This window comes from Pseudomonas sp. NFPP04, assembly GCF_900113815.1.
Lineage (GTDB): Bacteria > Pseudomonadota > Gammaproteobacteria > Pseudomonadales > Pseudomonadaceae > Aquipseudomonas > Aquipseudomonas extremorientalis.
In genome coordinates, this window is sequence record NZ_FOQS01000004.1 from 422,181 (window position 1) to 434,369 (window position 12,189).

Sequence of the window (12,189 nt, forward strand, 5' to 3'; positions counted from 1 at the left end):
TGCTATCGGGGGCAAGCCCTCTCCCACATTTGATCTCAGTGACCTACCGCTTAGTGCTGGGTCTTGTGATCCAGTGCGGCGTAGAAGTTGGCACTCTGTTGCAAGTATTTCTGGGTATAGGCGCTGGTGCTGGATTTTTTGCCGGTGACTTCCACGCTGGCTGCGGCAGGCAGGGCAACGGTGGCGGAAACAGCGGAAGCGGCGATGATGGAGAAGAGGTTCAGATTCATGTCGGTAACCCTTGTGTTCGTTTGGTTGAGTGGCCGGGGAAGGCCTTGGAACCAAACTTACGCCCGAGGGCTGAACCTTAGAAATGCTTTGAAACAGTAGCCGCTATTAACAGAATTAATAGAAAGGGTCAGGCCCCGCACGGCGGGGCCTGTGGCTTATTGACGCACCAGGAACTTGAGGTCGCTGGGGGCATCGATCGGCAATTTCTGCACGGTTTTACCCAGCAGGCCGGTTTTGGGGTCGCGTTCGACCACGACGATTTCGTTGCTTTTCTGATTGGCGATCAGCAGGAACCGACCGCTGGGGTCCAGGCTGAATTCGCGTGGGTGGTCACCGTCCACCGAGCGACGTTGCAATTGCGTGAGGTGCGCGGTGGCCGGATCGATGCTGAACACCAGCAACTGGTTGGCCGTGCCACGGTTGCTCACGTAGAGGAATTGGCCGTCACTGGAGGCGTGCAACGCGGCACCGGCCTTGTCGGACACCGGTTGGCCGGCGGCGAAGTCCACCAGCTGCGTCTGGGTCAACTGGCCATCCTTGTAGTCGAACACTGCCACCTGCGCACTCATCTCGGTGGTCAGCCAGGCGTGCTTGCCATCGGCGCTGAACAACAGGTGACGCGGGCCGCTGCCTGGCGGCAGTTGCACCGAGGCCGGATTGGCCGGGGTCAATGGCAGCTCATGGTTGGCCTTGGGGTCGTAGCGGTAGGCAAACAGCTTGTCCGCCCCCAGGTCCTGTACAAACACGTACTTGCCATCCGGCGACGACACCACCGAGTGCACATGGTTGGACGCCTGGCGCTCAGGGTTCACGCGGCTGGCCGGGTGCCCGCTCAGTTGCACCGGAGGCGACAGCTTGCCCGTGGCATCGACCGGCAGCACCGCCAAGCTGCCACCCGGGTCCTCCACGACCGAATAGTTGGCGACGAACAGGTAGCGCCCATCAGCGGCCAAACTGGAATGGGTCGGCTCGTTGCCCAGGCTCTGCACCTGGTTGATCAGGGTCAATTGGCGAGTCTGCGGATCGATGCTGTAGCTGCTGACGCGCCCGACCGGGTCCTTCTGGCCGGGGCCGTTCTCGTTGACCACGAACAGGTGCTTCTGGTCCTTGGAGATTGTCAGCCAGGACGGGTTGGCCGCTTTGGCCGCGAGCACCGGTTTACCGCTGAACTGGCCTGTGCGGCTGTCAAACTGCAGGCGATAGATCCCTTCACTGCTGCCGGCGGTGTAGCTGCCCACCAACAGTTCATAGGTATCGGCGGGCGCGGCTTGCACCGACATCGCTCCCACGCTGCCGGCCATCAGCAGCGGCCAGAATTTACGCATCATCATCCGCTTCATCCTCGTCGTTATTGTTGCCGGTGAAGGCGCTCATGCAGATCAGGCGGTGCTCGCCCGAATCACCGGTAAGGGTCCAGCTTTGCAAGGTGTCATCGAACGTCGCGGCGTTGACCTGTTCCAGGCTGAAACGCCAGCGTTTTTCTGCACGGCCGTCCATGGCGGTGATCAGCAGTTTTTCGTTGTCGAGTTCAAAATCAAAGGCATGCAGCCCATCGATTTCAAGCATGTCGCTGGTTTCAAGGACGGCAGGCAAATTCTCAGTCATCACAGTCTTTCATCAGGTTCAAAGCGCTAATCATAGGCCAGTTTGCCGCCAGGGCCTAAAACCATAGCGGGCTACCGCATGGCGACAACGCTGGGCATTACCTTGCAAGGACGCACTCTTATCCGACATCAAGGAACCCACATGCCTGTACAGCCCCCCGCCCCAGCGGCAAACCCCACGCGACAAGCGATTGCAGCGCAATTTCTCGGGCGCCCCACTTTGCGCACCGTCACCGCGCAAATGCTGGGCACCCACCTGGTGGAGAAGTACCCGCCCCTGACACTGCCCGTCGCCGACCTTCGGCTGGCCGTCCCCCGCGAAGGCGGCGGCCGCGCCCTGCTGCCGTTGCTGGACGTTGCCCTGGACCATATCGCCGACGGCAGTTTCCCCGAGCTGACGGCACGCCAGAACCTGGATTGCTACCTGAGCGATGCCACTGGCACCCGGCTCGGTTCTCATGAGAACGGAGAGCGCCGCGACTTCGACCTGCGGGTTATCGAAGCCCTCATCCGGGAGCTGCCACGGGTGCTGTTCATCGGTTTTCAAGAAGCCTTGGCTGCGTACTGGGGACAGGACAGCGACGCAGGGAGCGTCCGCTGGAAGTGGCTGGCCGATGTGCTGCAAGGTGTGTTGCTCGAGGTCGCCACACGCCAGACCGGCCTCGCTGCCCAGCACATTGAAATACTCAGCGCGTTGAACCGTTATCCCGACCGGGCATCGCGCACGCTCAGCCCCGCCCCCGCCAACGAGGTCCACGCCTACACCTTGGAAACCCACTTGCAACGCGCCGGCAAGCGGCTGACCGTACAAGGCACCGAGATCTTGGTGGTGCGCGGTAAGCAAGCACTGCTTTTTCGCCTGAACGGTGAGATCCAGACCTACCCCGACCTGGAAACCTTCGGCCAGGCGTGGGGCGAGCAGTTGCAACAGCGCTTCATGGCCGAGCGCATCACCTGGCAGCAGTACGAACCCGACGGCAATATTTTCGAAGTGCAAGCGGCGCTCATCCTGAACCAGCAGTTGGACGATCTCGCGACTCTCCAGCTTCCCGCCCAATCCACGCGGCAAGCAGTGGAACGCCTGTTTGCCGTCACCACCGACCCTGCGCAGTGGCTGGCGCCATCAAACGCCACGTCGCCGGCAACGGTGGCGGCCATCCAGGCCGCCCTGCCGGATCATCTGCAAGCCACCAGCGCCGCCAACCGCCTGGCCTACCGACACACCCTGCTGGAAAACGCCAGCCTCAAGCGCCAGACCCTTGGCGACGCCGACTTCGATAGCCTGGAAACACTGCGCGGCTATGCCACCGCGCATGTGAACCAGCAACTGTGCATGGACCGTGCGGTTGCCCAGGGCGGACTGCGCGCCTGCACCCATGAAGCGCTGGCGACCGGCTACGATGCTGGCGATCTGGAACTGACCTTTCATGTGCCGGTCGGTATCCTCGAAGGCGGTTACGTCGAACCGGTCGTCATGAACCTGGTCGACCTGGCCCTGAAGAACCTGTCCGGCCGCCCCAAAGGCCGCATGACAATACGCCATGTCAAAGGCCGCGCGATCGAAGCCTGGCTGACACCCGACTACCTCCTTCAACTGGTCCAGCGCGTCGACATCGGCAAAAACTACCCCGCTTACCTGCGCCGGGAGCTGATGGGGCAGACCGAAGCGGCACGCAAACGTCAACGCCTGTTCGAGCAACTGCGCCCCCTGCATCTGAAAACCCAGGCACTGGAGCGTTTGATCAAGGGCGAAGCCGGCCTCACCCAGCGTGGTTTCGAGTGTGTGAAAGCGCTGGTCAACCCCAACCCGCTGGAGCGCCGGGTCAATGGCGAGGATATTGTCATCCGGCCGCTGGCCTTTGTACGCAAGCCAGGCGCCACCGCGGATGTGGTGCGCAATATGTTCGTCATCGAACCCCGCGACACGCAGTCGGGACCGCACCTGCTGTATCGACCGGCCTATGCCGAGGCGCTGCTGGAATACCCCAATCGCCAGCAGTTGCTGGCGGCCATCGTGCAACCCGGCGACCTGCAGGAGAGCGTACTGACCTGGTTGCCGGACCAGGCCAGGGCGGTCTACAGCAACGGCGGTTTCAACGAGCCTCACTACGTGCGCATCGGCATGGGCTCGGAGTTCGACAACCTGCCCAGCGTGCCAAAGCCCGCCGAGCTGGCCGGTGCCGACGACGAAAGCAACGATGAAATAGGCCTGGCGCTGCGCAACGGCAGCCTCATGGAATATCTGTTCGGCAGTGAAACACAGCAACTGGTGGACCAGGCCGAAAGGGAGTCGACCTCCAACAGTGAAAGCCGCTGGGCGCTTATCCTTGAAGGCCTGCAACTGGGATTCAACACCCTGCTGCTGGTTGTACGCGGCCCCATGGCGGCAGTCGGTTGGCTGATGCAGGCCATGCATGGCGTAGTGAAGGACCTGCCGGCACTGGAGAGTGCCGATCCCACAGCCAGGGAGCTGGCGTGGATTGATCTGCTGCTCAATATCGGCATGGCGATGTTGCATCACGGATCGACCGGCGCGTCGCACGAAGAATCCCAGCGCGATGAACAGGCCACGATCCCTTTGCCCTTCAAGCACCCACTGCCAGGCCAGCGTCTGATCAGGCCGGCGGTGGTTGAACGAGGCGCTGTCGGCCTGCCTTCCGAGCCACCGGGGGGTGGTCGCACGCTGTTGGACTTTGATCGCTCCCTGGCCGGCGATGGCGCCTCGGCGGCGCTTTTCGAGCGACTGCGGGCCGTCAATGTGCCCTGGCCCACGCCGGCTCCCGAACCGGTCAATCTCGGGCCCTATCGGGGTTTGTACAAGATCAACGACCAATGGCATGCCTCGGTGGGAGGCTTGTTGTTCAGGGTCAACATCGTGCCGGGTTTCGGTGAAGTCTTTATCATTCACCCGCTCAAACCGGATCACCCGGGCATCAAGCTGAAAACCGACGGCAACGGCCATTGGACGCTGGACCGTGGTCTCAAGTTGCAGGGGGGCGGACGCAAGCGGTTGCAGGAGCTGCGCCATGAAAAACAACTTGAGAACGAAAGGTTGAAGGATCGCTTGCTCCAGCTCGCTCAGGAGGCGCAGTACCTCATGGTCCCCATTGATCAGGCAGGAGCGCAACTGGCATCCGCCCTCAAGGGCCTGGAGAAACAACTCAAGACCCTGCGAATCATTCAGGATCTGCTGCTCAAGGCTTCGCAAACCCAGCGTCCAGACCTGGAAATACGCCAACAGACTGAAATCTCCGAGTACAAACGCCTTCGCAACCAGTTTGGTGTATTGCTGCAGCACCTCGAAACTCAACTGTCCGAATCCCTGCCCGTGCGCTTTGAGTTGGCCACCTTGACCCGCCAGCTGGAGGCCGCCGCCATTGCCGACCTGCCCCTGATCAATGCGTCAACCATCCTGAAAGAGCTCTGGAACCAACAGTTGTTCCTCCACAAGATGCAATTGGAAGCGTTGGATTTTCATACCGCTACCGAGGCGGGCGAGCCATTGGCGGCATGGCACGAACGGATGCAACCGCGAATCGTCGCGGGAGACTTGACCCTCGTCGACGAAAACCTGCGGATGGTCACCGGTTACATCGACTACCTCGAACACATGGCCGCGCATTCCGCCACCATGGAAGCCACCCTCCAGCATCTGGGACAAGCGTCCGCTGCAGCGCGCGCGGTACGGCAGGAACTGCTGGCAGGCATTCCAATCGTTGAATTGTTTTTCTCCGACAACCTCAAGCTCAGCGCGCTGGAACTGCTTGCCAGCCTGAGCCAACTACGCTTCAAGATGCCTTCATCACTGTCTGCGTTGCAGTGGTATTACAAGGCGCGTTATCAGGTGTGCGGGCTGGACATAGGCCTGAAATCCCACATCGAGGTACGCAGCAGTACCGAATACCCGTTGGCCGAGCAACGCAATGTCTACGAGACAGTTCTCGATAAATACCAGCAGGCCGAGTTCGCCCTGCGGGCCCTCAAGACGCTGAAGCCCGATGCCTTGGGGCCCGAAGCCGAACGTGTGCTCAAGGGCCTCGAATTCGCCAGGGCGTTGGCGCAAAACGAACTGGAGGCGGTGGTCAGAGAACAGGAAGACCTCAAGGTCGAACTGCCACTGTCCAAGACACTGCGTGCCAAGCCCCCGGCAAAGCGCGTGTTCAAGACCCGCAAAAAGGAATACCTGATCGGAGAGTTCAAGCCCGCCGACGCGCATAACGGCGAGGAACACATCACCATCACCGACACGTTGCTGGGCAAGACCCTGGCTTCGTATAACCAGCATACGGACGGTTGGGCCCCCATCGACGAGGCAACCACCTCGACGCCGGCCCCGCAGCTTCGCTCACTCGCGACCCTCAAGAGTGAAGCCCAGGGATTGATCGGACAACGCCAGGACCTGGAGCAATTGGTCGCGGCGGACCAGGCGAAACTGGACAACCCCCTCACTCGCCAGGATGCCAATCCCGGCGAATGGGACACGCTGCTCAACGCGCAAGCCGAAAAACTTACCCAACTCGCCAATGAAATCAAACGCGACCATCTCGATGCACCCACGGCCCAGAACCTGATTGACGAATGCCTGGCGCAAGCCAAGGACATCAATCGCTGGGCACAGCGCATCTGCAGCGATGCCTACAAACGCCAGTGGCCGACAATGGAAAGCGTCGCCTACCTCTGGGACCACCAGCAGATCGATATCAACCTCACGAGCCAGGCCGACCCGCAACGCCCGACCCTCAGTGGAGACTTCTTCACCGAATACGCGGTGTACGACAAGGCGCAAAAACCGCCGGTGGTGTTGTGGTACGCCCATTTCCACTACGCCACCGCCGACGCGCCGCCCGATGGCTATACGCGGGCCCATCTGAAATTGCCGGAGCAACGCAAACTCACCCAGAAGGATTTGCTCAAGGCCCATGTGCAGGATTACCTGAGCCGCGTGAAAGACCCGGGCAGCGAACCCGTGACGAAAATCGTCTACGTGCTCATCACTCCACCGCTGGACAACCTGTTCCTCAAGATAGCGCCCAAGCCCAAGGGTGTTCAGGCGTGAACAAGGCCGGCTGACCAGAGGATGGGGTATTAGCGTGGTCGCCAGCGGGTACGACGGTCGACGTGGCGGTCACGTACCCGTTGGCGCCGTCTGTTCACACACTGAAACAGGCGCGCTCAAGCGCGGTACGACAAGGCTTGGCAAACGTGTCGGCGGCGACTCGACACAGTTCAAAACGCTTTTTCGAAACCTTCGCTGCATCGAGCTTGTACTTTTCCAGGCGCTTATCAACCTGAAGCCAAGGAAGTGCCTTCATGCCATCAGTACACAGCGCCTATCGACTCAGTTCCGCCCTGTTCAGCCCTACGTTGCCGGCCATCGTCAGCCAGGTGCCCGTCACACACTCTCCCCCACTGGAGCGGCCAACCGCAGCGGCGAACCCCCGACGTGCCCGTCCTCCACTGCCAGGCCCGGGATCAAGGTTCCTTGCTCAGCTCACCCCAGGCACGCCAGTAACGCATGACTCGCCCGCCCGGGTAGTGGCTGACCAATTCGCAACACGGCCAACGGTACGTTCGGTGGTGGCCTCCCTGCTGAATGAAGCCGTGAGGCATCGATACCCCACACTGGAGTTCGACAGTGACAAGACCTCCGTGGCAGTGGCGACACAGTCCGATCCGCTGCAGTACCGGCTCAGGCCACTGGTGGACCTGGTGCTTGAACATCTGGCATCCGGCGCCGAACTGGACTTTAGCGACCGCTACGGCGAGCCGTGCAAGTGGGTCGACTCCACCAGCGGCAGCACGCTGAAAATCGTCGACAGCACAGGCAATCGTGCAACGCCCCTGGATACGCAGACCGTCGAGCTGGCCATCGGCAGCCTGAAATCCTGCCTGAAGGATGCCTACGCCCAAGCACTGAGCCAGTATTGGGGCCAGGACGCCTTCGTGCAGGCCACGGGAGCAGGCGCTTCCGTCAGCCGCTGGCGGTGGCTCAGCGACACCCTCTGCGACACCCTGCGTATCGCCGGCCTCAAGCAGCCCGGCCTGGATGAGCGGCAGCGCGCAACCCTGGATCAGGTCACGCGCTACCCGGATACCCGTGAACGAACCCAGGTCCACGGCGCGAACGCCGCCAAGGTATTCACCCTCGACTCTATCCTGAAACACGGCCAGACCCGCGCTGACGTGCTGAGCCCGGACCTGTTGATCACCCACGAGGTCGACGGCCATACCGTCGTTCTGCAAGTGACGAGCGCGGGCGTCGTCACGCCCTATGAGTCCCTGGAGCAGTTTGCCGTGGCCTGGGAGCGTCAGCTCGGCGCGCAGTTCAGCTTCGACCGCCTGAACTGGAAGCGCGTGGAGCCGGACGGCAACATCTTCGATATCCAGGCCGCCATTCTCCTGGACCGTCAATTGCAGAACCTCAATGCAATCAAGCTCCCCGCCCAGGGCAATGGGACCGATCTTGAACAACTGTTTTCCCAAGCCACCGATACCGCCGCGTGGTTCAGCACGACTTCGCAGTTGCCGCCCAACCGGCTGGAGCAGTTCAAGCGCAACCTGCCCGATTGGCTGGCAAAGGCCGGCGAAGCCGAGCGCTTTGCCTACCAACGCCATATCCTGGACCTGGCCAGCAGCGTGCGACGCCATCAGGGCCGAACCTTCCTTACCGACATCCCGGACCTGCGCACCTACGCCGAACAACAACTCGATGCAGAACTGGCACCCAAGGGCTACACCGCCAAGGACCTGGAAATCACCTTCAAAGTCCCCGTGGGCAACATGGGCAGCGGCTATATCGAACCGGTCAGGATGAGCCTGGTGGACATGGCGCTGGAGAATCTCGCGGGGCTGCCCAAGGGAGCCATGGATATTCGCTTGCGCGGACAGCCGGTGAACGATCCCCAGATGGCGCAGACACTCAAGGACCTGATCAGCAAAGTCGACATCGGCCAGCACTATCCGGCCCTGCTCAACCAGCAGTTGCTCAGTGACACTGCCCAGGCCCGGGAACGTGCCGCACTGTTCTGCGAGCAAGTGCCGATCCAACTGGCCATGCAGGCGCTGGAACTCAAGTTGAAGGGGCAAGCGGGGATCAGCGCGAAAGGCTACCAGTTTGTCGAAGCCATTGCTCAACCCGGCGCCGGCGCGCGCCGGGTCGACGGCCAGGAAATCACCGTGCGTCCCCTGGCGTTCCTGCGCAAGCCGGGGGCCACGCCGGATGTGGTCGCCAACATGTTCCTGATCGAGCCCGTGGACCCCGCGAAAGGCCCGCACATCCTGTACGGCCCGCAACTGTCCCCGAGCCTGCAAGAGTTTCCCAGCCGCGATGCGCTGCTGGCCGCGATCCAGGAACCCGGCACGCTGCAACAGCGCATCCTGGCCTGGCTGCCGGACGAAAAAACCCGTGCGATCTACGGTAACGGCGGGTTCAAGACACCCAACATCGCCCGTTACGGCGTGTTCAACGAATTCGACGCCCCCAGCCAGCCCGCTCCCACCACCTTGGCGGTCGGTGGTTACCCGGCGGCACAGCAGTTGCACCACGATGTACAGAACGGCGACCTGATGCAATATTTGTTCAACGCCAACGCTCGCAGCCTGGTGACGCTGGCCGATAACCAATCCACCTCCGACGCCCAGAGTCGCTGGGCGTCCTGCAAGGAGCTGGGATGGCTGCTGTTCAACACACTGCTGCCCGTTTTACGCGGCCCGGGCGCGATGGTTGGCTGGCTGATGCAGTTGGCCAGCCTCGAGCACGACATCAAAGAAGGCAGTGAACCGAATACCCGTGATCCGGCCGCCAACATGGTCGATCTGCTGGTCAATGTCGGCACATTGCTGAGCCACACCGCCGTCACAACCAAGCCGGTCCGCCCCGTGGGTGACGTGCCTTTTGCACAACGCACGGAAGTCGAAATTGCGCTACGTCGCACCGATGCCGTCAGTCCTCCCTCGCAAATATTGGTCGAAGAGGGTGACCCCGCGTCCGCCCCCGGATTCATCGACAGCCAACGGGCGTTTGACTTCGCCTATTCCAGCCCGCGAGACCTGAGCCCTGCCCAATGGGCACACGTGCAGACATTCAGCGTACCCGCCCCTGCCGAACCGGGCACGGCGATCACTGAAGGGAGCTTGAAAGGCCTGTACCGTATTGATGACAAACTGCATGCGCACATTGGCAACCTGTGGTTCCGCGTGGCACGGGACCTGGACGGGGTGTTCGTGATTGATCAGCAGGACAAGGCGCGCACAGGGCCGCCCCTGAAGCGCGATGACGCCGGCCGCTGGGATTTCGACCTCAGCCCCAAGCTCAGGGGGGGCATGCCCAAAGGCGGCATCGCACGTAAGATGGATGAAAACCTCAGGGCAGAGGCGCTGAAAGAGGCCGAGTTCGATCAGCAAACTGACAAAGTGAAGATGGCCTCGGATAGCTATCTCAAAACACTCAATGAGCTCAACAAAGACCTGGTTGGCGACAAAGACCTGGTTGGCTACGAAGGTGCCAGAAAGAAACTCATAACGCTATGGAAACTCACCCGAACGGACCCTTCGAGCGGACGTTTTGACGCTCAATATGCAGAACAACTGCGTACCACGGAAGCACTGAAAAGCAAGATCGACCAACATCTCACCCAGCTCGAACCCTACCTTGCTGAATTTCTGCAGCATGGCAGAAATGCCATCGAAGTCCTCCGGCCCAAAAAATTTGCTGACATCGATGATCTCCTGGAAAACAAGATGCGACGTTCGTTGCTTTATATGAGCATGTCAAAAGCGCTGAATAACTCGATTATCGTCTACAAACGACTGCTCCGAGAGAGCCAGGCGCACACCGCTCATGGCGAGCCCATGAACGAGCTGGTTCAAGAGCTTCGATCGGGTTCCGCAGCTGCGTACCCAAGAGTCATCGAAGGGACGAAAGCGATTTACCAGAACCGTGAAAAACTGTGGCAGGCCAAGCAAGCCTTCGCGACGTTGGAAGAAGAGTGGCGCAATGACTCCTCCTTCGCCGCCACAGAAGTCGATCATTACCTTGACCGCATAACAACGCGGCCTCCGATCATCGTAGCGCTCGAAGAAAAGTTAACACTTTTGAAGACGCTCAAGATACTCAGCGTCAACCGGTTTGCCAGAATCGCAGAGGGGTCAGACGCTCAGTTTTATGCAAATCGTTTTCACACAACGTCACTGGACGCAGTGAGTCGGGCGTTTAGGGATCTGCACGAATATAGCGGCTACACGCTCGATGAACGCAAAGCGTTATTGCAAACCATCATCGACACCTACAAACAGAGCCTGCACGACAGCACTGCCCTATCTGAAACAAGCCCTGAGCTGTGCCGTCCCGAGTACCAAAATGTATTCCACCAACGCCTGAACGAATTCATCGCCGCTGCCGAACGTGATCTGGCCGATGTCGTCCGGGAAGAACTGCAACTGACGCCCCCCCGACCCGCGAGCAAGAAACGCCCGCCCAAAACAAAGAAACAGCGGGTGTTCAAAACCCGTGACAAAAAGACACTAACAGGCACCTTGCGTGAACCCAAGACTGCGCCGTTCAACATCATTGACGTGAAAGATCCCCAGACGGGGGAGACCCTCGCCAGCTACAGCGAACATGTCACCGAAGGCAAATGGGTTCAGATAGTTGAGGGACAACCGTCCGCCCCCCAGCTTCCTCGTCCGCCGAAATCACTGGCGACCTACAAAGAGGAAGCCGCCACAGTGATGGTGGAAGCCGCGCAGAAAGAGGCGTCGATCAAGCATCAGAAAAAGAAACTCGAGAAACCCGAAACCCGGGACACCGTTGATCCATTGGATTGGCACGATATGCTGCAACAGCGCGCCGATAAGTTGCGAGAACTGGCCCAGCAAGCCGAGCACCACCAGGGAACGCGTCCGGAAACCGCTGAGCTCGTGGCCCGTTGGAGAAACGAGGCGGATGAGCTACAGCGCAAAGCACGGCAATATGCGGCGGATGGTTATTTCGCAGTGAAACCCAAGCCGGAGAATGTCGACTTCCTCTGGCGCAACGGCTTCGTCGATATCAACCTGGTGCAGCGCGATACACCCACCGCAAGCGGCGACGTCTTCACCGAGTACGTGGTCAGGAAAAAAGGCACTGTGGAGCCGTTGTGGTTTGCGCACTTTCACTACCCACAACCCGGCGCACCGCGTGACACGTACACGGCGGCGCACCTGAAGATACCCGCCCAGCGCTACCTGACCCAGAAAGACCTGGTCAACGAGCCGGGTTCTGCCGGGGCGGTGGATCTTGTCCGTGCGCAGATTGGCAAGCCACTGGATGAGAAACTGTTCCTGAAACTGTAACCCGCAAAAAAGCCGCACCCTG

General features: G+C 60.6%; 5 protein-coding genes. 2 read left to right on the forward strand and 3 right to left on the reverse strand.

Going from position 1 to position 12,189, the window contains the following annotated elements:
• Nucleotides 1-50 precede the first annotated feature (50 nt).
• The 3 genes from BM017_RS11670 to BM017_RS11680 all read right to left on the reverse strand — a co-directional run bounded on the left by BM017_RS11670 (nucleotide 51) and on the right by BM017_RS11680 (nucleotide 1,836).
• A complete protein-coding gene (locus BM017_RS11670) occupies nucleotides 51-230 on the reverse strand; it encodes a hypothetical protein (RefSeq protein WP_058424118.1) in 180 nt (59 codons plus the stop codon).
• 156 nt (nucleotides 231-386) lie between these two features.
• Nucleotides 387-1,562: a lactonase family protein gene (locus BM017_RS11675; RefSeq protein WP_092244217.1), complete on the reverse strand. Its 1,176-nt coding sequence runs from the start codon at nucleotides 1,560-1,562 to the stop codon at nucleotides 387-389.
• Nucleotides 1,549-1,836 carry a DUF5629 family protein gene (locus BM017_RS11680; protein ID WP_092244220.1) on the reverse strand — a complete coding sequence of 96 codons (288 nt, stop codon included), beginning with the start codon at nucleotides 1,834-1,836 and terminating at the stop codon, nucleotides 1,549-1,551. The genes BM017_RS11675 and BM017_RS11680 overlap by 14 nt, the downstream gene beginning before the upstream one ends.
• 141 nt (nucleotides 1,837-1,977) lie before the next feature.
• Here BM017_RS11680 and BM017_RS11685 point away from each other — a divergent pair, with 141 nt between their 5' ends.
• Both BM017_RS11685 and BM017_RS11690 read left to right on the forward strand, forming a co-directional pair.
• Nucleotides 1,978-6,891 (forward strand): dermonecrotic toxin domain-containing protein, encoded by a 4,914-nt coding sequence (locus tag BM017_RS11685; RefSeq protein ID WP_092244223.1) that lies wholly within the window; start codon nucleotides 1,978-1,980, stop codon nucleotides 6,889-6,891.
• A 308-nt stretch (nucleotides 6,892-7,199) separates the two neighbouring features.
• On the forward strand, nucleotides 7,200-12,167 hold the full coding sequence (locus tag BM017_RS11690; protein ID WP_256575625.1) for a dermonecrotic toxin domain-containing protein: 4,968 nt from the start codon (nucleotides 7,200-7,202) through the stop codon (nucleotides 12,165-12,167).
• The last annotated feature ends 22 nt before the right edge of the window (nucleotides 12,168-12,189 follow it).

What these genes read in the sequence shown, in the direction of transcription:
- BM017_RS11670 (WP_058424118.1), bottom strand. Translation starts at nt 230, where the DNA reads ATGAATCTGAACCTCTTCTCCATCATCGCCGCTTCCGCTGTTTCCGCC.
- BM017_RS11675 (WP_092244217.1), bottom strand. Translation starts at nt 1,562, where the DNA reads ATGATGATGCGTAAATTCTGGCCGCTGCTGATGGCCGGCAGCGTGGGA.
- BM017_RS11680 (WP_092244220.1), bottom strand. Translation starts at nt 1,836, where the DNA reads ATGACTGAGAATTTGCCTGCCGTCCTTGAAACCAGCGACATGCTTGAA.
- BM017_RS11685 (WP_092244223.1), top strand. Translation starts at nt 1,978, where the DNA reads ATGCCTGTACAGCCCCCCGCCCCAGCGGCAAACCCCACGCGACAAGCG.